This window comes from Herbaspirillum sp. Her2 (assembly GCF_057961375.1).
The window spans coordinates 4,052,200-4,078,951 of sequence record NZ_CM176331.1 but is presented as its reverse complement, the minus strand read 5'-3'; the positions used below and the strand labels follow the sequence as shown (position 1 = coordinate 4,078,951).

Genomic DNA, 26,752 nt, shown 5'->3' with positions numbered 1-26,752 from the left:
AGTGAGATCTAAGTCAGTGATTTCGATCTACTGCGAAAGCCGATAATTCTAACAGGGATTTTTTGAATTGGCTATCGGGAAGTGAAATAATTGCATCCGCAGCGCGCCGGGCGGCGATTTCCGCCTGTTCGCGCGTATAGGCCAGGGCGCCGGAGTGAGTGATGGCCGACAGCACTTCGTCGAAATGCTGTTCATCACCGTTCTCGATGCAGGTGCGCACCAGTTCGCGCTGTTGCGGTGTGCCGTGCTGCATGAGCCAGATCAGCGGCAGCGTGGGCTTGCCTTCGCGCAGGTCGTCGCCGACGTTCTTGCCGATCTCGGCGCTGTTGCCGGAATAATCCAGCACGTCGTCGATCAGCTGAAAGGCGGTGCCGATGGAGCGGCCATATTCGCCGGCAGCTTCGATGCTGGCTTTGTCGGCACCGGCAATCAGGGCGCCGATCTGGCTGGCGGCCTCGAACAGCTTGGCGGTCTTGGAACGGATCACCTGCAGGTAGCCGGCTTCGTCCACATCCGGATTGTGCATGTTGAGCAGCTGCAGCACCTCGCCCTCGGCGATGACGTTGGTGGCATCAGCCACGATTTCCATCACACGCGGGTTGCCCACCGCCACCATCATCTGGAAGGCGCGCGAATACAGGAAGTCGCCTACCAGCACCGAGGCCGCATTGCCGAACATGGCATTGGCAGTCTGCTTGCCACGGCGCAACGAGGATTCGTCGACCACGTCGTCATGCAGCAGCGTGGCCGTATGAATGAATTCGATCACGGCCGCCAGCGAGTGGTGATGCTCGCCCTTGTAGCCGAAGGCATTGGCGATGAGCACTACCAGCACCGGGCGCAGGCGCTTGCCGCCCGCACTGATGATGTATTCGGCGACCTGGTTGACCAGCGGCACCTCCGAGTACAGCTGGCGGCGGATGACTGCGTTGACTGCCTCCATGTCGGCGACGATCGGATGCATGATGGTTTGTTGCGAAGCGTTTTGTACGGCGGCAGACAAGGCGGAACCTGTTGGAAATGGTTATTCCCCAGATTATACGATGACAAGGCAGGGGCACGCCAAAGACCCTGAGCCCGGAAACTAAAGGTTTTTCATTGTTGGAATGAAAACATGGGTGGGGATACGGGTTGCCTGGCGGACAAGTTCTCTTCCATTGTCCTGCGGGAAACTGTGTTGTACAGAGGTCGGGCAAAGTGTCAAGGCTTTTGACCGTGCGGCTAAGTGCCTGTATAATTTGCGGTTTTCCTGTTTCGCCATGGGTTTTTGACGGGCGCGGCAAGGGAAAAATCGTTCTTATTCATTCATTCGTGAGGTTTCACATGTACGCGGTCATAAAAACCGGCGGCAAACAATACAAAGTTGCTGCTGGCGAAAAACTCAAAGTAGAACAGATACCGGCTGACATTGGCTCCGAAATCACTTTGGATCAAGTGCTCGCAGTGGGCGCAGGCGAAACCGTGAAGTTCGGTGCGCCGCTGGTCGCAGGTGCTACGGTGCTGGCTACTGTGGTAGCACAAGGTCGCCATGACAAGGTCCGCATCTTCAAGATGCGTCGTCGCAAGCACTACCAAAAGCGTCAAGGCCATCGTCAGAACTACACCGAACTGCAAATCGTCTCCATCAACGCCTGAGCGTTGACCCGAACGAACTGCTCATCCAAAGTCATCAAGGAGTTTTAAATGGCACACAAAAAAGGCGGCGGCACTACGCGCAACGGCCGTGACTCAGAATCGAAACGCCTGGGCGTCAAGGTTTATGGCGGCCAAGTGATCAACGCTGGCGGCATCATCGTCCGTCAACGCGGCACCCGCGTCCACGCTGGCGAAAACGTCGGCGTCGGCAAGGACCACACCCTGTTCGCCCTGAAGGACGGCAAGGTCAAGTTCGTTGTCAAGGGCCTGCAACAGCGTCAATACGCTACCGTCGTTACGGCGTAAGCGTTCCTGTCATCCGGGTTCGCCCGGAAACCAGGCATAAAAAAGGCTCTGCCGATGGTGGAGCCTTTTTGATTTTTGAAGAGCCGTCAACAAAGCGCCGAGCCCAGGCTTCCGTCGGAAGCGCCGGGGTGGGTCCTGACCAGGACCGAGGTGCATCGACGTTTTGTTAGCGGCTCCCATGTCCCATGAGGCGTCCAAATCATGAAATTCATCGACGAAGCACGTATTGAAGTCGTGGCGGGGGATGGCGGCAACGGTGTCGCCAGCTTTTGCCGCGAGAAATTCCGCCCCTTCGGCGGTCCCGACGGCGGCGACGGCGGCAAGGGCGGCACCATCTGGGCCGTGGCCGACCGCAACGTCAACACCCTGATCGACTATCGCTACGCCAAGCTGCACCGCGCCGGTCGCGGCGAAAACGGCCGTGGCTCGGACTGCTACGGCAAGGGTGCCGATGACGTCTACCTGCGCATGCCGGTGGGCACGCTCATCGTCGACATCAACACCGGCGAACACATCGCCGACCTGACCTTCCACGGCCAGACCGTGATGCTGGCCAAGGGCGGCGAAGGCGGCTGGGGCAACATCCACTTCAAGACCTCCACCAACCGCGCCCCGCGTCAGAAGACCGAAGGCAAGGAAGGCGAGCGCCGCGAGCTGCGCCTGGAACTGAAGGTGCTGGCCGACGTGGGCCTGTTGGGCATGCCCAATGCGGGCAAGTCGACCTTCATCACGGCCGTCTCCAACGCCCGTCCGAAGATCGCCGACTACCCCTTCACCACCCTGCACCCCAACCTTGGTGTGGTGCGCGTGAGCCACGAGAAGAGCTTCGTGATCGCCGACATCCCCGGCCTGATCGAAGGTGCGGCCGATGGCGCCGGTCTGGGCGTGCAGTTCCTGCGCCACCTGCAGCGCACCGGTCTGCTGCTGCACATCGTCGACCTGGCCCCCTTCAATGAGGAAGTCGATCCGGTCAAGGAAGCCAAGGCCATCGTGCAGGAACTGAAGAAGTACGACCAGTCCCTGTTCGACAAGCCGCGCTGGCTGGTCCTGAACAAGCTGGACGTGGTGCCCGAGGCCGAACGCGCCAAGCGCGTGAAGGATTTCGTCAAGCGCTTCGGCTGGAAGGGCCCGGTCTTCGAGATCTCGGCGCTCAACCGTGACGGCTGCGAAGAGCTCATCAACGACATCTACAAGTATCTGGAAACCAAGCGCGCCGAAGAGCACCGCGCCGAAGAAACCCAGATGACCGAGGAAGCCCGCGCCATCTCCAGCATCGATCCGGACGATCCGCGCTTCAAGGTCCTGGACTGATTCATCCCGGCGCAGCCCTGAAGCTTCTTGGGGCTGCGCGCGGGGGCGGTTCGGGCTATCATCTCTGCCTGTCGGATTTTACGACCGCTCCCAGAAGAATCAGAACCCGGAACACTATGCAATCGGTCATTCAACGCGCCAAGCGACTCATCATCAAGGTTGGCTCTTCCCTGGTCACCAATGATGGCAAGGGCCTGGACGCCAACGCCATCGCCCGCTGGGCGGAACAGATCGCGCAATTGCGTGCGCTCGGCAAGGAAGTGGTGCTGGTCAGCTCCGGCGCGGTGGCCGAGGGCATGCAGCGCCTGGGCTTCGACAAGCGCCCGACCGGCATCCATCACCTGCAGGCCTGCGCGGCCGTGGGCCAGATGGGCCTGGCACAGATCTACGAAACCAGTTTCCGCAAGCACGACCTGCACACCGCACAGGTGCTGCTGACCCACGCCGACCTGGCCGACCGCGAACGCTACCTCAATGCCCGCTCCACCCTGTTCGCTCTGCTGCAACTGGGCGTGGTGCCGGTCATCAACGAGAACGACACGGTGGTCACTGATGAAATCAAGTTCGGCGACAACGACACCCTCGGCGCGCTGGTGGCCAATTTGATCGAAGCCGAAGCGCTCATCATCCTCACCGACCAGCCGGGCCTGTTCACCGCCGATCCGCGCAAGGATCCGACGGCCACCCTCATTTCCGAAGCGCGTGCCGGCGACCCGTCGCTGGAGCTGATCGCAGGCGGCACCGGCACCGGCATCGGCCGTGGCGGCATGCTGACCAAGATCCTCGCCGCCAAGCGCGCGGCCACCTCCGGCGCACATACCGTGATCGCCTGGGGACGAGAGGAGCAGGTCCTCACACGCCTGGCTGCAGGTGAAGCCATCGGTACCCAGCTCAATGCCGAGACCGCGCAACTGACCGCGCGCAAGCAATGGATGGCAGATCACCTCAAGACCGCCGGCCGTGTGGTGCTCGATGCCGGCGCAGTGCAGAAGCTGAGCCTGGAAGGCAAGTCGCTGCTGCCTATCGGCGTGGTGGAAGTCTCGGGCGAGTTCGGCCGGGGCGACGTGATTACCTGCGTGGACGAGAGCGGCCGCGCCATCGCGCGCGGCATGAGCAACTACAACAGCTCGGATGCGCGGCGCATCATCCGCCATCCTTCCTCCGAGATCCAGGCCATCCTCGGGTTCGTCGAGGAGCCAGAACTGGTGCATCGGGATAATCTGGTGCTGCTGTGAAGGCGATGCATCGAATTGCAGCAAAGAAATAATTTATACGATTTATACGATATAAATCATTTCATGCGGGCAATAAAAAACGCGGCCAAGGCCGCGTTTTTTATTGTGTGCTTCGAGCCAGCCGCCGGGATCAGCGACGCACCGGATCAATACGCGTCTGCGTCTTGAGGCGATTGACGATGCTCTTGACGTTCTCATTGTCGGCAATGATCTTGCCTTCGCAGAAATAATCCTTGAACAGCGCGCCATCGATGCGATTGACGCCGATATCGCGGATCGGCTGCCACTTGTCGCGGCGCGAGCGCGACCATTTGCCATCGGGATGGCCGAAGGCGTAGGTCTTCTTTTCCCAGGTCTCGCAGCGCATGCCTTCGTACATCACGTTGACCGCACCGCCTTCGGTCTTGGTGACCACGGTGTAGCGCACTACCTTGTCGGTGCCGATCGACACGGAATTGGTATCGATGTAGGCCTTCATGGTGGCATTCGGGCTGAGATAGAACTCGGCCAGGTTCTGCTCTTGCGGCGTCGGCGGCAACTGCACGGCAATTTCCTGCCAGGGCTTTTCCTCGTCGTCGAATTCTTCATCGAAGCTCTGCGCCAGTGCGCCGGCGCAGGCCGCCAGCAGCGAGCAGGCCAGCACCGTGCGGCGCAGGCCGCGCACGGTGAACAGGGAACGTGGGGGTTCAGGTTGCTGGAAAGAGGGCATGGAACTCACTTGGTTTCCGGCGTGTTCGCGCCGTTGCAGGGCTGGGCTTGTGCGGCCTGGCCGGGATTCTTGTGGGGATGCGCAATGCGCCCGGCTTGCTCGGCCCGGCGCGGGCCGTGGCCCGGACGACTCAGGAAGCGCGACAATTCCTGCAGCGCCTGCTGATAGACCTCGCGTTTGAACTCGATGACCACATCAAGCGGCACCCAGTAGTCATGCCAGCGCCAGGCATCGAATTCCGGATGCGAGGTGCCGCGCAGGTTGACGTCGCAATCGCGCCCGACCATGCGCAGCAGGAACCAGATCTGCTTCTGGCCGCGGTAATGGCCGCGCACTTCGCGCTTGATGAAATGATCGGGGACTTCGTAGCGCAGCCAGTCACGGGTGCGGCCGATGATCTTGACGTGCTCGGCACGCAGGCCGATCTCTTCTTCCAGTTCCCGGAACATCGCCTGTTCGGGGGTCTCGCCGTGCTTGATGCCGCCTTGCGGGAATTGCCAGGAGTGCTCGCGTACGCGCTTGCCCCACCACACCTCGTTATTGGCGTTGAGCAGGATGATGCCGACGTTCGGGCGGAAGCCTTCTCGATCCAGCATGGTGATCCTCAAACTTTCTGCGGCTGGAAGTCCCTTTCAGGCAGGCTCATGCGACTGCGGGCGCACGCGGCAAAGCCGGTACGCCAGGCGGTCAGGAGCAATCACATCGATGCACGGATGTCATTGAAACTAGGAGCAAATCTGCAAAGAAAGGGCGCATCAGCCAGCTAATCCTTTAAAATTGGAACGATTATAACCCTCCTCTTTTTAAAAAGAACCGACCGTCATGCGCGCCTCACGTTTTTTTATTTCCACCCTGAAAGAAGCCCCGTCCGACGCTGAAATCGTGAGCCACAAGCTGATGATGCGTGCTGGCATGATCAAGCGTCTGGGAGCTGGCATCTACACCTACATGCCCATGGGTCTGCGCGTGATTCGCAAGGTCGAAGCCATCGTGCACGAGGAAATGAATCGCGCCGGCGCCGTCGAGCTGCTGATGCCGGTGGTGCAGCCGGCCGAGCTGTGGCAGGAAACCGGCCGGTGGAACAAGATGGGTGCCGAGCTCATGCGCGTGAAGGATCGCCATGGCCGCGATTTCGCCATCCAGCCGACTTCCGAAGAAGTGGTCACCGACGTGGCCCGTACTGAGCTGCGCAGCTACAAGCAATTGCCGGTCAACTTCTATCACATCCAGACCAAGTTCCGCGACGAGCGCCGTCCGCGTTTCGGCCTCATGCGCGGCCGTGAATTCACGATGAAGGATGCCTACTCCTTCGACCGCGATGTCGATGGCCTGAAGAAGTCCTACCAGGCCATGTATGACGCCTACGTGCGCATCTTCACCCGCTTCGGCCTGGAGTTCCGTGCCGTGGCCGCCGACAATGGTGCCATCGGCGGTTCCGGCTCGCACGAGTTCCACGTCATCGCCGCCACCGGTGAGGACGCGCTGGTCTATTGCCCCACCTCCGATTACGCCGCCAACATGGAAGCGGCCGAAGCGCTGCCCGTGGACAGCAGCCGTGGTGCCGCCACCCAGGCGCTGGAAAAGACCGCCACGCCCGGCAAGTCCAAGTGCGAAGCCGTGGCTGAATTGCTGGGCCTGCCGCTGGCACGCACCGTCAAATCCATCGTGCTGGCAGTGGACAACGAAGATCCGGCCAAGAAGGAAATCTGGCTGCTGCTGTTGCGCGGCGACCATGAACTCAACGAAGTGAAGGCCAGCAAGATTCCGGGCCTGTCCACCTACCGCTTCGCCAACGAAGCCGAGATCGTTGAATGGTTCGGCACGCCCCCGGGCTACCTGGGCCCGATCGGCACCAAGAAGCCGGTCAAGGTGGTGGCCGACCGCACGGTCGCCAACATGGCCGATTTCGTCTGCGGCGCCAACGAAGCCGATTTCCACTACACCGGTGCCAACTGGGGCCGTGACCTGCCCGAGCCGCTGGTGGCCGATATCCGCAATGTCGTTGAGGGCGATGCCTCGCCGGACGGCCGTGGCGTGCTGGCGATCCAGCGCGGCATCGAAGTGGGCCACGTGTTCCAGCTGGGCACCACCTATTCCGAAGCGATGAAGGCGACTTACCTGGATGAGTCCGGCAAGCCGCAACCGCTGGTGATGGGCTGCTACGGCATCGGCGTGACCCGTATCCTGGGCGCGGCCATCGAACAGAATTTCGACGACCGCGGCATCATCTGGCCGACCTCGATTGCGCCCTTCGAAGTGGTGCTCTGCCCCATGGGCTATGACCGCAGCGAAGCCGTCAAGACCGAAATCGACAAGCTGTACGCGCAACTGACCGAGGCGGGTGTGGATGTGGTGCTGGACGATCGTGGCGAGCGTCCGGGCGCGATGTTCGCCGACTGGGAACTGATCGGCGTGCCGCATCGCATCGTGGTCGGTGACCGTGGCCTCAAGGATGGCAACATCGAATACCAGGGGCGCCGCGATGCAGAAGCCACCCAAGTACCGCTGGCCGAGGCGCTGGCCTTCATCCGGGGCAAGCTGGCCGCCTGATCTTTCCACAGGCTGCAATGACAAAGGCGGACGCCATGGCGTCCGCCTTAGTTTTTGGGGAGAGCGAAATTACTTGGCCGGGACGATGGTCACGGTCTCGCGCAGAATGCCGCCCGAGGCGACGCTGCCATCGCTGTTGCCCTGGCCGTTGACGCGCTTCTCGCAATCGATGCGATCCGATTGCGGCAAGCCCTCACAGCGGCGCAGGGCGTTTTCCTTCAGTTGCGCCGCGCCCGGATCGGTCAGCGTGCCGCGCGCAGCGGCTTGCTGGGCAGCACCGGCTTCACGCAGGCAGGTAGCGCGGTCTTCGGTGGAGGCGCCGCTCTTGCAGGCGGCGATCTGCTGCTGGTATTCCGAATTGCCGGCCTTGCCCGCAGCGAACACGTGCGAGGCACCGCCCAAGGCGGCCAGGCCGATCACGAGGGCGCTGGCCGAACGCAGCAGTTGGTGACGCAGGGTGGCGGTTTGGTTTGGCATGGTCATTTCCTTTCTCTTGGTCATGAGCGTCCAGGCTCATCAGTGGATGGCACAGGGATAGACCCGGTTTCCGGTTTTCGGTTCTTTTATTCAGTTCTGCCGGAGGCGATGTGAGCTGGAAAGCTGAAACCGGCCTTTGCGGCCAGTGCCACACCCTGCAGAACCGCCATGATAGGCGGTGACAGGCCTGCTCGCCATCAGAGAAGTGCTGCATGCGGCGTCAGACAAGAGGAAAACCGGCCGGCAAGGCGACGCCTTCTGAAACATCCGGAAACAAAAACGCCCGCATGACATCTGCGGGCGTTTTTGTTTGCAAGTCGCTTGCAAACCGCGGGCGTCGATCAGCTCAGGTGAGCCGAGATCAGCTTGGTCATTTCAAACATCGTGACTTGCTTCTTGCCACCGAAGATTGCCTTGAGCTTGTCATCGGCATCGATGTTGCGCTTGTTTTCGGCGTTCTGCAGCTTGTGCTTCTTGATGTATTCCCAGACCTTCTTGGTCACTTCAGTGCGTGGCAGCGGCTTGGCACCGACCACCTCGCCCAGGGCTGCCGACGGCGTCAGCGGCTTCATGAAGGCGGCATTGGGAGTACGTTTTGCTGCGGGCTTGGCGGCGGGTTTTGCTGCGGCTTTCTTGGGAGCGGCTGCCTTGGGAGCGGCCTTCGGTGCGGCTTTCGGCGCTGCCTTGGCTGCAGGCTTGGCTGTGGCCTTGGGAGCGGCGGCTTTGGCGGCCGGTTTGGCGGCTGCCTTGGCGGCGGGTTTGGCTGCGGGTTTTGCTGCTGGCTTCTTTACTGCGGCTGCTGCTTTTTTTGCTGTGGCCATCGGAAAGACTCCTCACAAGAATGAGATGAATGCGTCATTTACGCACCGCTAATAGTGGTGCTCTTTGCACGGCCACGCAAGTATTTTTTAGTGGATTTTCCCGTGAAAGCGCCAGGAAACAACGAGCCGCCCCGATCCGCCGTCAAGCCGCGCCGGTAAAGGGATCGCGGCGGATCGCGGAAGTCCCGGAAAGGGCCGCATCGGCGATATCGGAGGGGAAGGAAAAGCGATGAAAGAAGGGCATGTTTTCGTGCGCATGACGCGTGCAGAAAACGTATCCGGAGAGACCGGATTGGGGCTCGAAAACGGAGCGGAAAAGCGGAGGAGGGGAGTTTTTCCGGCGCCAGAAGAGACCGCCGGAGATCGTGTGGAAGGGCCGCAAAGCCTTTTCCAGAAAGACTTTGCGGCCGATGCCGTCAGCGCATGCCGCCCGGCAGCATGCCCTTCATGCCACGCATCATCTTCATCATGCCGCCGCCCTTGAGCTTCTTCATCATCGATTGCATCTGCTCGAACTGCGACAGCATGCGGTTGACTTCCTGCACCTGCACGCCGGCACCGGCGGCGATGCGGCGCTTGCGGGTGGCCTTGATCAGTTCCGGCTTGGCGCGTTCCTGCGGGGTCATGGAGTTGATGATGCCTTCCATGCGGCGCACCTGCTTCTCGGCCTGGTCCATGTTGGCGTTGCCGGCGGCGGCCTGCATCTGGGCCGGCAGCTTGTCCAGCAGGCTGGTGAGGCCGCCCATCTTCTTCATCTGCGACAGCTGGGCCTTGAAGTCATTGAGGTCGAACTTGCCGCCGCCCTTGATCTTGTGCGCCAGGTCCTGCGCGGCTTCCATGTCCACGCCCTTGCGTGCCTCTTCCACCAGCGCCAGGATGTCGCCCATGCCCAGGATGCGGTTGGCCATGCGCGAAGGATCGAAGGCTTCCAGGCCGTCGAGCTTTTCGGCCACCCCGGCGAACTTGATGGGCTTGCCGGTGATGTGGCGCACCGACAGCGCAGCACCGCCGCGCGAGTCGCCGTCCAGCTTGGTGAGCACCACGCCGGTCAGCGGCAGGGCGTCATTGAAAGCCTTGGCGGTGTTGATGGCGTCCTGGCCCAGCATGGCGTCGACCACGAACAGGGTTTCGATGGGCTTGATGGCAGCGTGCACGGCACGGATTTCATCCATCATGGCCTGGTCGATGCCCAGACGGCCGGCGGTGTCGACGATCAGCACTTCGTGGTGATGCTTCTTGGCGTAGTCCAGCGCGGCCAGGGCGATGTCGACCGGCTTGTCGGTCGGCTGGCTGGGGAAGAAGTCGGCACCGGCCTGGCCGGTCACGGTCTGCAGCTGGCCGATGGCGGCCGGGCGGTAGACGTCGGCGGAGACGGTCAGGACCTTTTTCTTCTTGTTCTCGCGCAGGTACTTGGCGAGCTTGCCGACGGTGGTGGTTTTACCGGCACCCTGCAGGCCGGCCATCAGGATGATGGCCGGCGGCTGGGTGGCAAAGTTCAGTTGCGAGGCTTCGGCACCGAGGTCGGCGCCCATCAGGCTGGCCAGCTCGCGCTGGACCACGCCGACCAGGGCCTGGCCGGGGGTGAGCGAGCCGATGACCTCTTCGCCCATGGCTTTTTCCTTCACCTTGGCGATGAACTCGCGCACGGCGGGCAGGGCCACGTCGGCCTCCAGCAGGGCCAGGCGCACTTCGCGCAGCATCTCGGCGGTATTGGATTCGGTCAGTCGCGCCTCGCCGCGCATGGTTTTGACGACTTTGGCGAGGCGTTGGGTCAGGTTGTCTAGCATGGTGATATCTGCAAATGAATGGGGGCGGAAAGGCCGCAGGGCCGCTGGCCGCGACTACGACGCACCGGGAGTGCGCAGGCGGGGCGGCGGGCAATCCTGCATTCTAACCGATCAGCCCCGCTGCGCCCCTGCCGGCGCGTGCGGCCCAGATGGGGGCGCTACGTAAAATTAACAGCTTGTACGGCTTGCGCTCTTTGTGTATACATGGGCGCTGAATTTCCAAGCGCACAGAATAATCAAGGCCCCTGCCACGCAGCACGGGCCAACGCCATCGAGACTGCCGGCCTGCACGACTGCCGCCGGCGCGCCGTATCAACAACGATACACACAAGAGGAGAGTGGAAATGCAAAAGCAAAAACCAAAACAATGGATCGCGCTGGCCCTGCTGGCCACTGCCGGTTTCTCGGCCACCAGCCACGCGGCAGACGACGTCATCCGCCTGGGCAACCTGAAGTTCGCCCACTATGGCGCGGTGTCCTACATCAAGGAGATCGCCCCCAAGTGTGGCATCAAGGTCGATGAAAAGGTCTTCGCCAAGGGCCCGGACGTGATGCAGGGCATCCTGGCCGGTGAGCTCGATGTGGGCACGACCGCCTCCGAGGCCGCCATTTCGGGCCGGGCCAACGGCGCACCGATCTATGTGGTGGCCGGTTTCGCCAAGGGCGGCGCACGCCTGGTGGCGGGCAAGGACTCCGGTATCAAGTCGGTCAAGGACCTCAAGGGCAAGAAGGTGGGCGTCACCCGGGGCGGCATCCATGAAGTGCTGCTGGATGCCGAATTGGGCCAGAACGGCCTGACGGCCAAGGATGTCACCATCGTCTATCTGGCCTTCGCCGACCTGAACCAGGCCCTGCTGGGCAAGAACATCGACGCCATGATGCAGAGCGAGCCGCAATCCTCGCAGGCCATCAACAAGGGCTTCGGCGTGGAAGTGATGAAGCCGTATGACACCCCGATCGGCGAGCCCTATCGCACCATGGTGATGACCGAGAAGTTCTACACCGAGAAGCGTCCGCTGGCCGAGAAGTTCATGCGCTGCTTCCTGGAGGCGACCAAGACCTTCATCGACAAGCCGGAAGTGGCCGAAAAGTACGTGCGTGAAGTGATCTTCAAGAACCAGATCACCAAGGAAGACTTCTACGACGCCATCGGCAACTCGCCTTACGCCTACGACATCACGGCCGAGCACATCCAGGTCACCACCGACACCATGGCCAAGTACGGTACCGGCAAGATGGCCAAGCCGCCGGTGGCCAAGGATTGGGTGAAGACCGATCTGCTGGAGCAGGCCAAGAAGAGCATGAACCTGAAGTAAGACGGGGGAATCTCGATGGCAAATAACAACAAGGGCAGCTTCCTGCAGGGGCTGCTGGTGCCGATCGTCGTGATCGCGCTGTGGGAGGGCGCGTCCCGGGCTGGCTGGATCAATCCGCAGATCCTGCCTTCGCCCTGGGCGGTCCTGAAGAAATGGGTGGAATACGCCACCCCGCTCAAGCCCTATGAGCCCGAGGCCGGCAGTTGGCTGGCCTGGGCCTTCTCGGGCGAACTGATCATGGATGCCATCGGCAGCCTGTACCGGGTGGTGGCAGGCTTCCTCATTGGTGCCGGCCTGGCCCTGCCGCTGGGCTTGCTGATGGGCTCCAGCCAGCGCATCTATGGGCTCATGAATCTGACGGTGCAGGTGATCCGTCCGATTCCGCCTATTGCCTACATCCCGTTGGCCATCCTCTGGTTCGGGCTGGGCAATCCGCCGGCGCTGTTCCTGATCTCGCTGGGGGCGTTCTTCCCGGTGCTGATGAATACCATCGCCGGGGTGCGCCAGGTCGACAGCATCTACCTGCGCGCGGCCCGCAATCTGGGGGCGAGCCAGTCCACGCTGTTCCTGCGGGTGATGCTGCCGGCGGCGGTGCCTTACATCCTCTCGGGCGTGCGCATCGGCATCGGGACTGCCTTCATCGTGGTGATCGTGGCCGAGATGATTGCGGTGAGCAATGGCCTGGGCTTCCGCATCATGGAAGCACGTGAATATTTTTGGTCGGACAAGATCATCGCCGGCATGATCACCATCGGCCTCCTGGGCCTGGCGATCGACCTGGGCATGAGCCGCCTCAACAATTACATGCTGCGCTGGCATCGCGGGCTGGAGAACTGAGATGAACCAGACAAATGCTTCTCCGCGCATTCGCATACAGAATGTGCACAAGGTCTTCAAGACCGATGACCGCGAGGTCGTGGCCCTCAAGGACATCCATTTCGATATCCCGGACGGCCAGTTCGTCTGCCTGCTGGGGCCTTCCGGCTGCGGCAAGTCGACGCTCCTGAACGCCATCGCCGGGTTTGCCCTGCCATCGTCCGGCCAGATCCTCACCGGCGACAAGGTGGTCACCGAGCCGGGACCGGATCGCGGCATGGTGTTCCAGGAATACGCGCTCTTCCCCTGGATGACGGTGGAACAGAACGTGGCCTTCGGACTGGAGATCAAGGGAACGCCCAAGGCCGAGATCCACCAGCGCGTCACGCAATTGCTGGACAAGCTGGGTCTGATCGACTTCCGCACCCGCTTCCCCAAGGATCTCTCGGGCGGCATGCGCCAGCGGGTGGCCATCGCCCGGGTGCTGGCGCTGGATTCGCCCATCATGCTCATGGACGAGCCCTTCGGTGCCCTCGATGCGCTGACCCGCCGCAACCTGCAGGATGAGCTGCTGCGCATCTGGGACGAGTTCAGGAAGACCATCGTCTTCGTCACCCACAGCATCGAGGAGGCCATCTACCTGGCTGACCGCATCGTGGTCATGACCTACCGCCCGGGCACGGTCAAGCGCGACATGCTGGTGAACCTGCCGCGCCTGCGCGATCCGGCGGACCCCGAGTTCAATGCCTTGAAACGCGAACTGGGCCAGCTGGTGATGGAAGAGCAGCAGCGCCATCACAATGCGGAGATGAAGGCGGCGGCGGTCGACTGACGTGGCTGCAGCTCTCTATAGTGATGTGCCCGACACGGCAGGCAAGCCCTGCCGTGTCGCATTTGGCGGGCCCGATTCGCGCGCCGGCTGACCGGGCGCAAGCGGGCCGGGGGCCGAGATGGTGTAAACTCGGGTGATGCAAACTTATTTTTTCATCCTGGCTGCGCTGCTCTATCTGGGCTGCGCCTTCATGCCTTCGGAGCGGCGCGTGCCGATTTCGGCGGGCATCGTGGCCGGCTGGATGCTGCATGGCGGGGCGCTGCTGTCGGACATGTTCGCGCCCGACGCGTTGCGGGTGGGCTTTGCGGTCATGCTGTCGTCCACGCTGTGGATCTCGGTGGCGGCCTACTGGCTGGAAAATCGCAATTTCTCGCTCGACAGCATGCGCGTGCTGGTCTTGCCGGTGGCGGCGGTGGCCGTGGTGCTGCCCAGCGCCTTCCCCGGCAACATGGTGGCGCTGGCCGGCAAGTCCGACTGGTTCCTGGCGCACATCGCCATCTCCATCCTGGCCTACAGCACGCTCACCATCGCCGCCTTCCATGCGGTGCTGATGGTGCTGCAGGAGTCGCGCCTGCATACCCGGCCCGGTCCGGCTGCCCAGTCGGGCTGGTTCGGGCTGGCGCTGGATCGACTGCCGGCGCTGCTGACCATGGAAAAACTGCTGTTCCGCCTGATCGCCTTCGGCTTCACCTTGCTGACGCTGACGGTGCTATCGGGTGTCGTCTTCTCCGAGCAGTTGTTCGGGACACCATTCAAGTGGGACCACAAGACGGTCTTCACCATGCTGTCCTGGCTGCTGTTCGGCCTGCTCCTGGCCGGCCGTCGCTGGCAGGGATGGCGGGGGCGGACCGCGCTGAGCTTCACGCTGGCCGGGTTCGCCATCCTTTTATTGGCTTATGTGGGCAGCCGGTTCGTTCTTGAAGTCGTGCTGCATCGGGTTCTGATATGAAATATCTGATTTGGCTGGTGGTCCTGCTGGCCGTGGTGGTGTGGTTCCAGCGCGCCAAGAAATCCATGCTGGCCGGCAGCGACCGTGCCGCCGACGGCAACTCTGCCGCCGGTGAGCCCGAGCCCGGCATGCCGCGGCCCAAGCCCTCGCGCTTTCGCCGCCGTGGCGACAGCAATGTCGAGACCATGGTGCAGTGCGCCCATTGCGGCATCCACTTCCCGTCCTCCGAGGCGGTGGTTCACGCCTCCGGCGCGCACTACTGCTGCGAAGAGCATCGCCGCCTGGCTTCCTTCTGAGCATGGACGCTGTCTTCTCTGACCCCGGCGCCTGGATCATCGATGGCGACGGCTGGTGTGATCACGCCCGCCGCGAACCCTCGCCCAATTGCGACGAACGTCCCGAAGGCGTGGCTGCCGAGCTGCTGGTGATCCACAACATCAGCCTGCCGCCCGCTGAATTCGGCGGCCCTTATATCGCCGACCTGTTCTGCAACCGGCTCGACTTTGACGCGCATCCTTATTTCAACCAGCTGCGTCCCCTGCGCGTCTCGGCCCACTTCCTGATCCGCCGCGATGGCGAAGTGGTGCAGTTCGTCCCGGCCCATCGCCGCGCCTGGCATGCGGGCGTGTCCAGCTTCGAGGGGCGCGAGCGCTGCAATGATTTTTCCATCGGCATCGAGCTGGAAGGGACCGACTTTGAACCCTTCACCGAAGCCCAATATGAGACGTTGGTGCAGCTCTCCCAGGCCCTGGTAACGCGCTACGGATTGACCGCCGTGGCTGGCCACGAACACATCGCGCCGGTGCGCAAGACCGACCCCGGACCCTTCTTCGACTGGGACGGCTATCACAACAAAATGGTGAAAATCGTTAACGCGGCGCAATTGCGCTTCCCCGTTGGCCTTCACAAAAGTCAAGCTTGAGCAGCAGAAAAATTCTCTAAATAGCGGTTGCATCCGCCCGGACCCGCTACTAGAATTAGTCCCATTCGATGTTTTGATACTAGATGTAGTGTTCAGTTGAACTTGTTGTTGGTATCGGGTCTTCATCCACGGTCGGCCCGTTTCAGGCAGTGCTTCAGAAGGTGCAAGACCCGCGAGGCAGTAACCAAGTACGACAACGCCCCCGGTTCTCCTTCTTTTAATTCCGTTCCACACATCAGTTTCAAGCAGTTTTGCGTCAGCATGAATGTCCACGCAAGGGACAGTCATTGTGGGACGCTTCCGCCGTTCGCGGGTCCTTTGCCGTTCGGGGCCCGGATGAAGTTATTAGCAACGCAGGTGGCAACCCCCGGCCATCTGCCCCATGTACCCCAGGAGGCTAAGTGCGCTCAACCCAAGAAATTTCCGTCAAATCGCCCGCTCCGTTCGGCACCTCTGCCGAGCTGGAAGGTTCCGCTGAAGGCCAGGCCATCGTGTCCCAGACCGCTGGCCTGGGCGAATACCGCATCATCCGCCGCAATGGCGCGGTGGTCGGTTTCGAGCCCTCCAAGATTTCCATCGCCGTGACCAAGGCCTTCCTGGCCGTCAACGGTGGCCAGGGTGCCGCTTCGGCGCGTGTACGCGAGATGGTCGAGCAACTGACCACCAACGTGGTGTCGGCGCTGGTGCGCCGCCAGCCCACCGGTGGCACCTTCCATATTGAAGATATCCAGGATCAGGTCGAGCTGGCCCTGATGCGTTCGGGCGAGCATGACGTCGCCCGTGCCTACGTGCTGTACCGTGCCAAGCGCATGGAAGAGCGCGCCCAGCAAGGCGCCGCCACCAAGACCGAAGCGGCCGCACCGCAACTGCACGTGACCGAAGACGGCCAGAGCCGTCCGCTGGACATCAACGAAGTCCGTTCCCTGATCGCCGCTGCCTGCGTCGGCCTGGAATCGCACGTCGATGCCGATGCCATCCTCTCCGAAACCGTCAAGAACCTGTATGACGGCGTGCCCGTCGAAGAGCTGTACAAGTCCGCCATCCTGGCTGCCCGCGCGCTGATGGAAAAGGACCCTGCTTACAGCCAGGTGACCTCGCGCCTGCTGATGCACACCATCCGCAAGGAAGTCTTCGGCAAGGAAGTGGCTCAGGCCGACGCCCCGGCCGAGTACCTGGAGTACTTCCCGCAATACGTGAAGAAGGGTATCGAAGCCGAGCTGCTCGACACCAAGCTGGCCCAGTTCGACCTGGCCAAGCTGGCTGCCGCCATCAAGCCCGAGCGCGACCTGCAGTTCGGCTACATCGGCCTGCAGACCCTGTATGACCGTTATTTCCTGCACATCGGCGGCACCCGCATCGAGATGCCCCAGGCGTTCTACATGCGTGTGGCGATGGGCCTGGCACTGAACGAAATCGACCGCGAAACCCGCGCCATCGAGTTCTACGACCTGCTGTCCTCGTTCGACTTCATGAGCTCGACCCCGACCCTGTTCAACTCGGGTACCCAGCGTTCGCAGCTGTCTTCCTGCTACCTGACCACGGTGGCCGACGACCTCGACGGCATCTACGAAGCCATCAAGGAAAACGCCCTGCTGGCCAAGTTCGCCGGCGGCCTGGGCAATGACTGGACCCCGGTGCGTGCCCTGGGTGCGCACATCAAGGGCACCAACGGCAAGTCGCAAGGCGTGGTCCCCTTCCTGAAGGTGGTCAACGATACCGCCGTGGCGGTCAACCAGGGCGGCAAGCGCAAGGGCGCGGTCTGCGCCTACCTGGAAACCTGGCACATGGACATCGAGGAATTCCTCGAACTGCGCAAGAACACCGGCGACGACCGCCGCCGCACCCACGACATGAACACCGCGAACTGGATTCCCGACCTGTTCATGAAGCGCGTGATGGAAAAGGGTGAGTGGACCCTCTTCTCGCCCTCCGACACCCCGGACCTGCACGACAAGTTCGGCCGTGCCTTCGAAGAAGCCTACACCGCCTATGAAGCCAAGGCCGCTCGTGGCGAGCTGAAGCTCTTCAAGAAGGTGCAAGCCAACGACCTGTGGCGCAAGATGCTGTCGATGCTGTTCGAAACCGGCCACCCGTGGATCACCTTCAAGGATCCTTGCAACATCCGTTCGCCGCAGCAACACGTGGGCGTGGTGCACAGCTCCAACCTGTGCACCGAGATCACCTTGAACACCAACGAGAGCGAGATCGCGGTCTGCAACCTGGGTTCGGTGAACCTGCCGGCGCACCTGGTCAATGGCGAGCTGGACCATGCCAAGCTGCAAAAGACAATCCGCACCGCCATGCGCATGCTGGACAACGTCATCGACATCAACTATTACGCCGTCAAGAAGGCACGTGATTCCAACCTGCGCCACCGTCCGGTGGGCATGGGCATCATGGGCTTCCAGGACTGCCTGCACATCAAGCGCGTGCCGTACGCCTCGATGGACGCCGTCGAATTCGCCGACCGCTCCATGGAAGCCGTCTGCTACTACGCCTACATGGCTTCGACCGAACTGGCCGAAGAGCGCGGCCGTTACGCTTCCTACCGCGGTTCGCTGTGGGATCGCGGCATCCTGCCGCAAGATTCCCTCAAGCTGCTGGCGCAAGAACGCGGCGGCTACCTGGAAACCGACAGCACCGAGACCCTGGACTGGGGCGCCCTGCGTGCACGCATCGCCGAACACGGCATGCGCAACTCGAACTGCGTGGCCATCGCCCCGACGGCGACCATCTCCAACATCATCGGCGTGTCTGCTTGCATCGAGCCGACCTACCAGAACCTGTACGTGAAGTCGAACCTGTCGGGCGAATTCACCGAGATCAACGAGTACCTGGTGCGCGACCTGAAGGCCCGTGGCCTGTGGGACGAAGTCATGGTCGCCGACCTCAAGTATTTCGACGGCAGCCTGGCCAAGATCGACCGCATCCCGCAAGACCTGCGCGACATCTACGCCACCGCCTTCGAAGTGGATCCGTCCTGGCTGGTGGAAGCCGCCTCGCGTCGCCAGAAGTGGATCGACCAGGCCCAGTCCTTGAACATCTACATGGCCGGTGCTTCCGGCAAGCGTCTGGACGAGACCTACAAGCTGGCGTGGCTGCGTGGCCTCAAGACCACCTACTACCTGCGCACCATCGGCGCGACCCACACCGAGAAGTCGACTTCCCGTGCTGGTGCACTGAACGCCGTGGCCGTTGATGGCGGCGCCGGTGCCATGGCCTCGGCTTCCGGTACGGCCGTGCCGGTCGCACCGATCGCTTCGGCGGCTGCTGCCTCGGCTGCCTACGTGATGCCGACCCCGGGTGCTTCGATCGAAGCCGATGGTCCGGTCTGCACCATGCGTCCGGGCGATGCGGGCTTCGAAGAGTGCGAGGCCTGCCAGTAAGCAATCCGGGCAGGGCCGGGACGGCCTGCTGATGAGGATGATCCAAGGTCATCCGAGATGACGGCAGCAACACTGTCCCAAGTCCTGCCCACCCTAGCCGGCGCATCGCGGTGAACTTCACCGGATGCGCCGTTGTCACCTGATAGACACCCGCCGCGCCATGGTCATGCGACCTCGCCGGCAGCTACCGATAAAGTAAAGAGGAACCACAGATGCTTTCTTGGGATGATGAAGTCAAGCAACCGGCCCAGGCGCCGCGCACCCCCAACCTGCAGCCGCAACTGCAACCGGCCTTCGGCCAGTCCAATGCTGCGCTGAACCCGGCACTGATGGCCGGCAACAGCGAGCAGGTCGACACCACCCGCCGTGTCAATGCTGCCGACAAGCGCATCATCAACGGCCACACCGACGTCAACCAGCTGGTGCCCTTCAAGTACAAGTGGGCCTGGGACAAGTACCTGGCCGGCTGCGCCAACCACTGGATGCCGCAAGAGATCAACATGCAGCGTGACATCGAGCTGTGGAAGAACCCGAACGGCCTGACCGAAGACGAGCGCCGTCTGGTCAAGCGCAACCTGGGCTTCTTCGTCACCGCCGACTCGCTGGCCGCCAACAACATCGTGCTGGGCACCTATCGCCACATCACCGCACCGGAGTGCCGCCAGTACCTGCTGCGCCAGGCTTTTGAAGAAGCGATCCACACCCACGCCTACCAGTACATCGTCGAATCGCTGGGCCTGGATGAAGCCGAGATCTTCAATGCGTATCACGAGGTCGCATCGATCCGCGACAAGGACGAGTTCCTGATTCCCTTCATCGATACGCTGACCGATCCCGAGTTCAAGACCGGCACGATGGAGAATGACCAGAAGCTGCTGAAGTCGCTGATCGTCTTCGCGTGCATCATGGAAGGGCTGTTCTTCTACGTGGGCTTCACGCAGATCCTGGCACTGGGTCGCCAGAACAAGATGATGGGCGCGGCCGAGCAGTACCAGTACATCCTGCGTGACGAATCGATGCACTGCAACTTCGGCATCGACCTGATCAACACCGTGAAGATGGAGAACCCGCACCTGTGGACTCCGGAGTTCCGCGACGAAATCAAATCGTTGTTTTTACGCGCGGTGGAGTTGGAATATCGTTACGCAGAGGATACAATGCCGCGAGGCGTGCTCGGGTTGAACGCTACCATGTTCAAGGGCTACCTGCGATTCATCGCAAACCGCCGCGCACAGCAAATCGGATTGGACCCGCTGTTCGCACAAGAAGAAAATCCGTTCCCGTGGATGAGCGAGATGATCGACTTGAAGAAGGAGCGCAACTTCTTTGAGACCCGTGTCATCGAATACCAAACCGGGGGCGCACTGAGTTGGGAATGATGTGCAGTCTTGAAGTTCTCTTCATCGAGACATGATGCACAACAGGAGCCGGGTAGCTTGCAAGATGCCCGGCTGCTGAAACGGAAAAGGCCTACGCCAAATTAATGAACAGTCAGAGACCGAATCAATCTTCTCTGTTATCGCCGCTTAACCCCATCTTGTCGGGTCAGGCGGCTTTTCCTTTGAAAAACACCAAGGTTTTTCAGGAACGCGATTCCGACGCTAGCGTTTGAACACGCTGGCGTTTTTTTTGGTGTCGCGCCTGCTCCCGTAGTCGCATCTTCCTGCGCCATTGCGCGGGCACTACCGGAGGGGCGTCGCCAAGATAGCTGAAGCGCTGCATAGGTGAGGGGATGCAGCAGTTCAGCTGGTGCCGAATTCATTAGCGCAAGCCACAGGCGGCTTGTGCCGATGAATAGCTCGCCCGCGTCATCGCGATGTCGCGTGCGGGTTGCTTATATCAAGCTTGATTTTTTCCATTCACGTGAAGAAGGAGAAACAAAATGGCAACAGCAGCAAAGAAGACCGCGGCGAAGAAGCCGGCGGCAAAGAAGGCGGCAGCCGCCAAGGAAACCACCAAGAAGGTAGCCGCGCCCAAGGCCGCAGCCGCCAAGAAGACCGTGGCCAAGGCCGCCGCCAAGCCGGCAGCTGCCAAGAAGGCAGCCGCTCCGAAGGCAGCAGCGAAGAAGGTTGCAGCCCCGAAGGCAGCAGCAAAGAAGACCGCAGCTCCGAAGGCAGCCGCAGCGAAGAAGGTTGCAGCCCCGAAGGCAGCAGCCAAGAAGACCGCAGCTCCGAAGGCCGCCGCAGCGAAGAAGGTTGCAGCTCCGAAGGCAGCAGCCAAGAAGACCGCAGCTCCGAAGGCCGCCGCAGCAAAGAAGGTTGCAGCACCGAAGGCAGCAGCCAAGAAGGTTGCAGCTCCGAAGGCAGCAGCCAAGAAGACCGCAGCTCCGAAGGCCGCCGCAGCGAAGAAGGTTGCAGCTCCGAAGGCAGCAGCCAAGAAGGTTGCAGCGCCGAAGGCAGCCGCCAAGAAGGCAGCAGCTCCGAAGGCAGCCGCAGCGAAGAAGGTTGCAGCGCCGAAGGCAGCAGCCAAGAAGGTTGCAGCTCCGAAGGCAGCCGCCAAGAAGGCAGCAGCTCCGAAGGCAGCCGCTCCCAAGGCCGCAGCCGCCAAGAAGGTTGCAGCGCCGAAGGCAGCTGCTCCCAAGGCCGCCGCCAAGAAGGTCGCCGCTCCGAAGGCCGCAGCGCCCAAGGCAGCTGCAGCACCGAAGGCAGCCGCCAAGAAGGCCGCCGCTCCGAAGAAGGCAGCCGCCAAGCCGGCAGCCGCCGCAGCAGCACCGGCCGCCAAGACCGTGCTGAACCCGGCCGCTGCATGGCCGTTCCCGACCGGCGCTGGCCGTCCGTAAGATCGGCGTGCGTCTAGTCTGATCCCCTCAGACTGAAGGCCGCTGTATGGCATTGCGCCATGCAGCGGTTTTTTTATGCCTGCCGGAAGGGCCTTGCCTCCCCCGTGCCGCCGCTCCCGGCGATGATGAAGGACTGCATCTCTGCTCTGGCATTCCGGCACAATGGCACAATATATGAAAGCTCAGGTATGCTCGCACGCGGCGCTAACGCTTGCCTGCGCGACCACCTCGCCGCGGGCAGCACGCAGCAGTCAGCGATTGCGCAGCGACCGCTTGCCCACTAGTATGTGCCCTGCCTCTCACTGATGGAGATCCCTGTGCTGCATAGTATTTTCACGATGATCGTCAACGCCGTCGCCAGCATTCTGGCCGGTGTCCTGCTGCTGCGCTTCTGGATGCAGGTAGTGCGCGTACGTCCGCCGCAATCGGTGGGTCAATTCGTCTACCAGCTCTCGGACTGGCTGGTGCTGCCGCTGCGCCGGGTGATGCCGGGCGGCCGCCATGACTGGGCCAGCCTGCTGGGGGCCTTCCTCATCGTGCTGCTGTCCATCATCGCCATCCTGGGCTTTCAGAGCGGTTTCGACTTCAAGCTCATCTTCCTGGTGGCACTGGAGCGCTTCTTTGAATGGATCTGCTACGGCTTCATGGCCACGCTGATCATCGAGGCCGTCTTCAGCTGGGTCAATCCGCACGCACCGCTGGCCCCCTTCGTGCGGGCCCTGAACGATCCGCTGCTGCGTCCGCTGCGCAAGATCATCCCGCCCCTGGGCGGTGTTGACCTGTCGCCGCTGGTCCTGCTGATCCTGCTGCAGATCGCGGTGCGCGTGGTCAGTGGCCTGCTCTTCGGCGGATTCTGACCAGACCGCCGGGTTTGTCTCCACGTGAAAAGAGCCGGACATCCGGCTCTTTTTTCATCTGCACGCGGCAACAACGCGATCAGCGCTTCTGCTTTGCCGACCACTGCTCCAGCGCCTGCATGGTGTTCTCCACATGCTTTTCCGGATTCATGTCGGTGTACTCGTAGAGGATCGCATGGTCCGGCGTGATGACGTAGGAGGTACGGCTGGCATAGCCGGTGACCTTCATGAACTGCGCGTCATAGGCCTTCATGATCTTCTTGTCGACATCGGCCGCCACCGCGAACTTGCTGCGGCATTCGCTGACCGAGAACTTGTTGAGGGTCTCGATGTTGTCGCCCGACACACCGATGACGGTGGCCCCCAGCGCCTTGTAGCGATCCACGGCTTCCGCAAACAGGTGCGCTTCGATGGTGCAGCCGGAGGTGAAGGCGGCCGGATAGAAGTACAGCACCACCGGACCTTTCTTCAGCGCTTCCGACAGCGAGAAGGTCGACACCTGTCCGCCCAGCGAACTCGGTGCGGAGAACTCGGGGGCCTTGTCGCCCGGCTTGAGAGCGGCCAGTGCGCCCTGCGAACACAGCACCGCCCCCAGCAGGAGCGAGGCACCACACCAGCGGCGCAGGCGCGCGGCCGCATCGGCCGTGAGGGAAAACGAGGAAGGGTTCAGCATGGCGAATCTCCTTGATGATGCGGGGAGCCGGCATCGCGCGTGAGCCGCTGCGCGTGACCGGCAGGGAAGCCCATCAGCCGAAGCGATAGCCGAAGGCCTTGTGGAAGCGCTCTTCGATCTCCGCCTTGGACGGTGCATGGTTCTGCGGACCTTGCGAAGCGATCTTGATGGAACCCATCAGGCTGGCCAGGCGGCCGGTGGTTTCCCAGTCATAGCCTTCGGTCAGGCCGAACAGCATGCCGGCGCGGAAGGCATCGCCGCAGCCGGTCGGATCGGCGATCTTGTCGGCCTTCACGCAGGGGATGGCGTGGTGCTTGCCGTCCACGAAGATGTCGGCACCCAGTTCGCCGCGTGTGACCACCAGGGCCGTGACGCGTTCAGCGATCTGCGCCAGCGACAGCCCGGTGCGCGCCGTCAGCAGTTCGGCTTCGTAGTCATTGACCGCGACATAGGTCGCCAGGTCGATGAAGTTCTTGAGGTCATTGCCATCGAACATCGGCATGCCCTGACCCGGATCGAAGATCAGCGGGATCTTCAGTTCAGCCGCCTGCTGCGCGTGCTGCAGCATGCCGTCACGGCCATCGGGCGCGACGATGGCGAACTTGACCGCACCGGCGTCAGCGACCTTGTTCTCGTGCGACCAGGTCATGGCACCCGGGTGGAAGGCGGTGATCTGGTTGCTGTCGGCGTCGGTGGTGATGAAGCACTGCGCAGTGAAGGAGGATTCGAACTGGCGCACGCATCGGGTCGAGATGTCCAGGGCGGCAAAACGCTCCATGTAGGGTGCGCTGTCCAGGCCGACGGTGGCCATCACGATCGGTTCGCCACCCAGCAGCTTGAGGTTGTAGGCGATGTTGCCGGCACAGCCGCCGAACTCGCGGCGCATGGTGGGCACCAGGAAGGAGACGTTGACCTTGTGCAACTGGTCAGCCAGCAGGGCTTCAGCGAAACGGCCCTCGTATTGCATGATGTTGTCGTAAGCGAGGGAACCGCAGATCAGGGAGCTCATGGCGTGGTCGGGACAAGTGAGTGAATGATGCCGCATTGTAGAAGAAAAGCGGCGTGCAGTCCGAACCTGACGCAAGTCGTTTCGAGTTCAGGCCGGGCAGTGATGATCGGTGACGATCAGCCGGGATGAGTCCGGGTCAGGGATAGAAGAGATAGATGCGATAACCCGAGACCAGCGCATCCTTGAGCTCGAAGTTGAGCTTGATCTGCTGCTCGCTCTCGGGCCCGATGCCACGGTCGACCTGCGCCGGGTCGGCCAGGTAGTCGCGCGGGCGGAAGACGCGCCGCACCACCGCCTTCTCGTCGTCATTGTTGAGCGTAAGTTCAATATGCGGCCAGGCCTGGGCGCTGGTGCCGCGATTGCGCATCACCAGCGAGAGCGCATAGACGTTCTGGTTGGGTGGCACCACCTGCAGTTCGTTGGATTCCAGCGAGAGGCGCTCGATCTCGGTGGGCAGGCCCACGGTGCAATGGAAAGCCACGCACATGCCGTTGAGCATGGGACGCAGCTGCGGCACGGAAGCCGCCAGCGGATTGCGCCAGTAATAGAGCGATTGCAGCAGCAGTACCGGCACCATCACGCCGGCCAGCACCATCATCACCATCTTCATGGCCTGGCTGATGCGCGCGCGGCGCTCGGCACGCTTGACGAAGCCGGGTTCGTCGGCGGGCTCGCCGTCTTCCGCTTCCGCTTCTTGTGCGTCGGATTTTTCGCCATCGCCGGGGACGCCGTCCTTGGCATCGGCCACATCATGCAACACCGGCTCATCGTCGATACGGAAGACGGCGGCCACCTCGGGCGGCGCGGCAATCTCGTCGGACTCGGCCGAGGAGCGGCGCAGCAGCGCTCCGCTGTCGGGGCCATCCTCTTGCGGCGGCATCGGGCTGCTGGCTTGATCCTCGGGACTTGTCTTGTCCACAGGCACAGCGGGTTTGAAGCTCGCACCAAGATCCGGGAGGTAGCCCGGACTGGTTGGCGAGCGGAACACCTTGGGCTCGGCAATGACCGGGATGGCGGCAGGCAAGGGAGCCGGCGCAGCAGCCTGGACGGGCGCGGCTGCCGACATTGGCTGCGGCGCAGGAACGTTCACCTCGGGGACGGGCGTTTGAGCAGGGGGAACGAAGGGAGGCTGTTGCGCGGTCAGCGGCGCGCCAGTTCGTTCATAGGGGCTGTTAGCGGGGGGCGTCGGGACGGAGGAGGACGAAGCTGCCGGCGCAAACACCGGTGTCGCCATCCCGGCCTGGGCTTTGCTGCCTGGTGCCGGTTGGTAGTGGCCGTCGGCCACGCTGGCCTCGACCAGGTATTCGTTACCGTTGAAGACCTGGCGGCAATTGCCGCAGCGGACCAGTCCGCCGCGCAGTTTGAGCTGGTCGCTGGCGACCCTGAAGATGGTCAGGCAGTGCGGACACTGGGTCGCCAACGCCATGGATTACTCCGGCAGGCGGCCTGCCAGGGCCACCCAGCCTTCATGTTCGGCCCAGACGGTCAGGGCGATCCAGGGCGCGTAGGCGTTGATGACTTCTTGCGCCTGGCGATCCAGCACGCCCGAGAGCACCAGCGCACCGCCGGCGCGCACGCGGCCGGCCAGCATGGGGGCCATCAGCTGCAGGGGGCCGGCCAGGATGTTGGCCACCACCACGTCGAAGCGCTCACCTTCCGGGTGGGCTGCGGCGAAGGGTTCCGGCAGGTAATAAGTCGCGCTGCAGTGGTTGCGTTCGGTATTGTGCTTGGCTGACTCCAGCGCCTGCGGATCGATGTCCACCCCGATCACCTGCGGCACGCCGATCTTGGCGGCCACCAGGGCCAGGATGCCCGAGCCGCAGCCGTAGTCCAGCAGGGTTTGGGCCTGGGTGGCATTGGCTTCCAGCCACTCCATGCACAGCCGGGTGGTCGGATGGCTGCCGGTGCCGAAGGCCAGGCCCGGGTCCAGTTCCAGCACCAGGGCGTCCGGATCGGACGGTGCCTCGTGCCAGCTGGGTACCACCCAGATACTCTGGCCGATGTGGATGGGCTCGAACTGGGATTGCGTCAGGCGCACCCAGTCCTGCTCTTCCACAGTGCGCGTGGCAAAGGGCAGGGCATAGTCCAGGCCGATGGCCTTGGCCGCATCCATCACGATGGTGGCGTGGTCGGCATCCTTGCCGGCCAGCGCCACCACACGGCTGCGGTCCCAGGCGGCTTCTTCCGGCTCCATGCCGGGTTCGCCGAAGAGCGGACGCTCGGCGTCCGTCCCTTCATCGGCATCTTCCACCGACACCGAGAGGGCGCCAGAGTCCATCAGGGCGTCGGACAATGCCTCCGCCTGTTCGCGCGCCACTTCGATGACGATTTCTACCCAAGCCATGCCTGCCTTTGCTGTCGTTACTGTTATTACTGTTGTTG

The 26,752-nt window shown here is 62.4% G+C and carries 25 protein-coding genes; 15 read left to right on the top strand and 10 right to left on the bottom strand.

Translation table 11 applies throughout. From position 1 onward, the window contains the following. Positions 1–13 precede the first annotated feature (13 nt). Complete coding sequence (ispB, locus tag ACWHXP_RS18560) at positions 14–964, bottom strand: octaprenyl diphosphate synthase (protein WP_489624468.1); 951 nt, start codon at positions 962–964, stop codon at positions 14–16. Between the two features lie 359 nt (positions 965–1,323). Here ispB and rplU point away from each other — a divergent pair, with 359 nt between their 5' ends. The 4 genes from rplU (at position 1,324) to proB (ending at position 4,487) form a co-directional block, all read left to right on the top strand. Then, positions 1,324–1,635: a 50S ribosomal protein L21 gene (gene rplU, locus ACWHXP_RS18555; protein WP_006713215.1), complete on the top strand. Its 312-nt coding sequence runs from the start codon at positions 1,324–1,326 to the stop codon at positions 1,633–1,635. A 48-nt stretch (positions 1,636–1,683) separates the two neighbouring features. Continuing rightward, the gene (rpmA, locus tag ACWHXP_RS18550) at positions 1,684–1,941 is read left to right on the top strand and encodes a 50S ribosomal protein L27 (protein WP_006713216.1); all 258 of its coding nucleotides are present in this window, start codon (positions 1,684–1,686) and stop codon (positions 1,939–1,941) included. A 201-nt stretch (positions 1,942–2,142) separates the two neighbouring features. Next, complete coding sequence (gene cgtA / locus ACWHXP_RS18545) at positions 2,143–3,252, top strand: Obg family GTPase CgtA (protein ID WP_121042573.1); 1,110 nt, start codon at positions 2,143–2,145, stop codon at positions 3,250–3,252. A gap of 116 nt (positions 3,253–3,368) precedes the next feature. After that, positions 3,369–4,487 (top strand): glutamate 5-kinase, encoded by a 1,119-nt coding sequence (gene proB, locus ACWHXP_RS18540; protein ID WP_088756265.1) that lies wholly within the window; start codon positions 3,369–3,371, stop codon positions 4,485–4,487. A 130-nt stretch (positions 4,488–4,617) separates the two neighbouring features. Here the strand turns inward: proB and ACWHXP_RS18535 are convergent, their stop codons facing one another. Together ACWHXP_RS18535 and ACWHXP_RS18530 are read right to left on the bottom strand one after the other, a co-directional pair. Beyond that, on the bottom strand, positions 4,618–5,196 hold the full coding sequence (locus ACWHXP_RS18535; RefSeq protein ID WP_311434652.1) for a CNP1-like family protein: 579 nt from the start codon (positions 5,194–5,196) through the stop codon (positions 4,618–4,620). A gap of 5 nt (positions 5,197–5,201) precedes the next feature. Continuing rightward, positions 5,202–5,792, bottom strand: a complete 591-nt coding sequence (locus ACWHXP_RS18530; protein ID WP_121042577.1) for an RNA pyrophosphohydrolase — start codon at positions 5,790–5,792, stop codon at positions 5,202–5,204. 226 nt (positions 5,793–6,018) lie between these two features. Here ACWHXP_RS18530 and ACWHXP_RS18525 point away from each other — a divergent pair, with 226 nt between their 5' ends. Continuing rightward, positions 6,019–7,746 (top strand): proline--tRNA ligase, encoded by a 1,728-nt coding sequence (locus tag ACWHXP_RS18525; protein WP_489635332.1) that lies wholly within the window; start codon positions 6,019–6,021, stop codon positions 7,744–7,746. A gap of 69 nt (positions 7,747–7,815) precedes the next feature. On the opposite strand, the gene ACWHXP_RS18520 is transcribed toward ACWHXP_RS18525, so the two are convergent. The 3 genes from ACWHXP_RS18520 to ffh form a co-directional block, all read right to left on the bottom strand. Continuing rightward, positions 7,816–8,223, bottom strand: coding sequence for a hypothetical protein (locus ACWHXP_RS18520; RefSeq protein ID WP_134221188.1), 408 nt, complete (start codon positions 8,221–8,223; stop codon positions 7,816–7,818). Between the two features lie 341 nt (positions 8,224–8,564). Continuing rightward, entirely contained in the window at positions 8,565–9,044 is a 480-nt protein-coding gene (locus tag ACWHXP_RS18515) for an SWIB/MDM2 domain-containing protein (protein ID WP_286864128.1), read from the bottom strand. A 416-nt stretch (positions 9,045–9,460) separates the two neighbouring features. After that, a complete protein-coding gene (ffh, locus tag ACWHXP_RS18510) occupies positions 9,461–10,831 on the bottom strand; it encodes a signal recognition particle protein (RefSeq protein WP_039790476.1) in 1,371 nt (456 codons plus the stop codon). 344 nt (positions 10,832–11,175) lie between these two features. Here ffh and ACWHXP_RS18505 point away from each other — a divergent pair, with 344 nt between their 5' ends. From ACWHXP_RS18505 to ACWHXP_RS18460, 10 genes are all read left to right on the top strand, one after another. Continuing rightward, positions 11,176–12,147 carry an ABC transporter substrate-binding protein gene (locus tag ACWHXP_RS18505; RefSeq protein ID WP_310161817.1) on the top strand — a complete coding sequence of 324 codons (972 nt, stop codon included), beginning with the start codon at positions 11,176–11,178 and terminating at the stop codon, positions 12,145–12,147. Positions 12,148–12,162: 15 nt separating this feature from the next. Then, positions 12,163–12,984 (top strand): ABC transporter permease, encoded by an 822-nt coding sequence (locus ACWHXP_RS18500; RefSeq protein ID WP_489635333.1) that lies wholly within the window; start codon positions 12,163–12,165, stop codon positions 12,982–12,984. Between the two features lies 1 nt (position 12,985). Beyond that, positions 12,986–13,795, top strand: coding sequence for an ABC transporter ATP-binding protein (locus ACWHXP_RS18495; RefSeq protein ID WP_034334689.1), 810 nt, complete (start codon positions 12,986–12,988; stop codon positions 13,793–13,795). A gap of 136 nt (positions 13,796–13,931) precedes the next feature. Next, positions 13,932–14,744 (top strand): cytochrome C assembly family protein, encoded by an 813-nt coding sequence (locus ACWHXP_RS18490; RefSeq protein WP_489635334.1) that lies wholly within the window; start codon positions 13,932–13,934, stop codon positions 14,742–14,744. After that, positions 14,741–15,040, top strand: coding sequence for a PP0621 family protein (locus ACWHXP_RS18485; RefSeq protein ID WP_209568205.1), 300 nt, complete (start codon positions 14,741–14,743; stop codon positions 15,038–15,040). The genes ACWHXP_RS18490 and ACWHXP_RS18485 overlap by 4 nt, the downstream gene beginning before the upstream one ends. Positions 15,041–15,042: 2 nt before the next feature. Further along, positions 15,043–15,666 carry a 1,6-anhydro-N-acetylmuramyl-L-alanine amidase AmpD gene (ampD, locus tag ACWHXP_RS18480; RefSeq protein ID WP_489624473.1) on the top strand — a complete coding sequence of 208 codons (624 nt, stop codon included), beginning with the start codon at positions 15,043–15,045 and terminating at the stop codon, positions 15,664–15,666. A 401-nt stretch (positions 15,667–16,067) separates the two neighbouring features. Next, on the top strand, positions 16,068–19,052 hold the full coding sequence (locus ACWHXP_RS18475; RefSeq protein ID WP_489635335.1) for a ribonucleoside-diphosphate reductase subunit alpha: 2,985 nt from the start codon (positions 16,068–16,070) through the stop codon (positions 19,050–19,052). A 212-nt stretch (positions 19,053–19,264) separates the two neighbouring features. Next, a complete protein-coding gene (locus ACWHXP_RS18470; protein WP_121042594.1) occupies positions 19,265–20,431 on the top strand; it encodes a ribonucleotide-diphosphate reductase subunit beta in 1,167 nt (388 codons plus the stop codon). Between the two features lie 503 nt (positions 20,432–20,934). Next, positions 20,935–21,831 (top strand): histone H1-like repetitive region-containing protein, encoded by an 897-nt coding sequence (locus ACWHXP_RS18465; RefSeq protein WP_489624475.1) that lies wholly within the window; start codon positions 20,935–20,937, stop codon positions 21,829–21,831. A 317-nt stretch (positions 21,832–22,148) separates the two neighbouring features. Beyond that, a complete protein-coding gene (locus ACWHXP_RS18460) occupies positions 22,149–22,688 on the top strand; it encodes a YggT family protein (protein WP_039790523.1) in 540 nt (179 codons plus the stop codon). A 79-nt stretch (positions 22,689–22,767) separates the two neighbouring features. Here the strand turns inward: ACWHXP_RS18460 and ACWHXP_RS18455 are convergent, their stop codons facing one another. From ACWHXP_RS18455 to prmA, 4 genes are all read right to left on the bottom strand, one after another. Beyond that, positions 22,768–23,361 carry a peroxiredoxin gene (locus ACWHXP_RS18455; RefSeq protein ID WP_084320258.1) on the bottom strand — a complete coding sequence of 198 codons (594 nt, stop codon included), beginning with the start codon at positions 23,359–23,361 and terminating at the stop codon, positions 22,768–22,770. 73 nt (positions 23,362–23,434) lie between these two features. Continuing rightward, positions 23,435–24,370, bottom strand: coding sequence for a carbohydrate kinase family protein (locus ACWHXP_RS18450; RefSeq protein WP_489635336.1), 936 nt, complete (start codon positions 24,368–24,370; stop codon positions 23,435–23,437). A gap of 136 nt (positions 24,371–24,506) precedes the next feature. Continuing rightward, on the bottom strand, positions 24,507–25,796 hold the full coding sequence (locus ACWHXP_RS18445; protein WP_489635337.1) for a DUF3426 domain-containing protein: 1,290 nt from the start codon (positions 25,794–25,796) through the stop codon (positions 24,507–24,509). A gap of 3 nt (positions 25,797–25,799) precedes the next feature. Beyond that, positions 25,800–26,714: a 50S ribosomal protein L11 methyltransferase gene (gene prmA / locus ACWHXP_RS18440; RefSeq protein ID WP_489635338.1), complete on the bottom strand. Its 915-nt coding sequence runs from the start codon at positions 26,712–26,714 to the stop codon at positions 25,800–25,802. Positions 26,715–26,752 lie beyond the last annotated feature (38 nt).

Bases quoted from the DNA above. Each gene is read 5' to 3' on its own strand.
- cgtA (WP_121042573.1), top strand. From the start codon at position 2,143: ATGAAATTCATCGACGAAGCACGTATTGAAGTCGTGGCGGGGGATGGC.
- ACWHXP_RS18485 (WP_209568205.1), top strand. From the start codon at position 14,741: ATGAAATATCTGATTTGGCTGGTGGTCCTGCTGGCCGTGGTGGTGTGG.
- ACWHXP_RS18505 (WP_310161817.1), top strand. From the start codon at position 11,176: ATGCAAAAGCAAAAACCAAAACAATGGATCGCGCTGGCCCTGCTGGCC.
- ACWHXP_RS18535 (WP_311434652.1), bottom strand. From the start codon at position 5,196: ATGCCCTCTTTCCAGCAACCTGAACCCCCACGTTCCCTGTTCACCGTG.
- ampD (WP_489624473.1), top strand. From the start codon at position 15,043: ATGGACGCTGTCTTCTCTGACCCCGGCGCCTGGATCATCGATGGCGAC.
- ACWHXP_RS18520 (WP_134221188.1), bottom strand. From the start codon at position 8,223: ATGCCAAACCAAACCGCCACCCTGCGTCACCAACTGCTGCGTTCGGCC.
- rplU (WP_006713215.1), top strand. From the start codon at position 1,324: ATGTACGCGGTCATAAAAACCGGCGGCAAACAATACAAAGTTGCTGCT.
- rpmA (WP_006713216.1), top strand. From the start codon at position 1,684: ATGGCACACAAAAAAGGCGGCGGCACTACGCGCAACGGCCGTGACTCA.
- ACWHXP_RS18515 (WP_286864128.1), bottom strand. From the start codon at position 9,044: ATGGCCACAGCAAAAAAAGCAGCAGCCGCAGTAAAGAAGCCAGCAGCA.
- ACWHXP_RS18525 (WP_489635332.1), top strand. From the start codon at position 6,019: ATGCGCGCCTCACGTTTTTTTATTTCCACCCTGAAAGAAGCCCCGTCC.
- ACWHXP_RS18530 (WP_121042577.1), bottom strand. From the start codon at position 5,792: ATGCTGGATCGAGAAGGCTTCCGCCCGAACGTCGGCATCATCCTGCTC.
- ACWHXP_RS18450 (WP_489635336.1), bottom strand. From the start codon at position 24,370: ATGAGCTCCCTGATCTGCGGTTCCCTCGCTTACGACAACATCATGCAA.
- ACWHXP_RS18470 (WP_121042594.1), top strand. From the start codon at position 19,265: ATGCTTTCTTGGGATGATGAAGTCAAGCAACCGGCCCAGGCGCCGCGC.
- ACWHXP_RS18465 (WP_489624475.1), top strand. From the start codon at position 20,935: ATGGCAACAGCAGCAAAGAAGACCGCGGCGAAGAAGCCGGCGGCAAAG.
- ACWHXP_RS18490 (WP_489635334.1), top strand. From the start codon at position 13,932: ATGCAAACTTATTTTTTCATCCTGGCTGCGCTGCTCTATCTGGGCTGC.
- ffh (WP_039790476.1), bottom strand. From the start codon at position 10,831: ATGCTAGACAACCTGACCCAACGCCTCGCCAAAGTCGTCAAAACCATG.
- ACWHXP_RS18455 (WP_084320258.1), bottom strand. From the start codon at position 23,361: ATGCTGAACCCTTCCTCGTTTTCCCTCACGGCCGATGCGGCCGCGCGC.
- prmA (WP_489635338.1), bottom strand. From the start codon at position 26,714: ATGGCTTGGGTAGAAATCGTCATCGAAGTGGCGCGCGAACAGGCGGAG.
- ACWHXP_RS18495 (WP_034334689.1), top strand. From the start codon at position 12,986: ATGAACCAGACAAATGCTTCTCCGCGCATTCGCATACAGAATGTGCAC.
- ispB (WP_489624468.1), bottom strand. From the start codon at position 964: ATGCATCCGATCGTCGCCGACATGGAGGCAGTCAACGCAGTCATCCGC.
- ACWHXP_RS18500 (WP_489635333.1), top strand. From the start codon at position 12,163: ATGGCAAATAACAACAAGGGCAGCTTCCTGCAGGGGCTGCTGGTGCCG.
- proB (WP_088756265.1), top strand. From the start codon at position 3,369: ATGCAATCGGTCATTCAACGCGCCAAGCGACTCATCATCAAGGTTGGC.
- ACWHXP_RS18445 (WP_489635337.1), bottom strand. From the start codon at position 25,796: ATGGCGTTGGCGACCCAGTGTCCGCACTGCCTGACCATCTTCAGGGTC.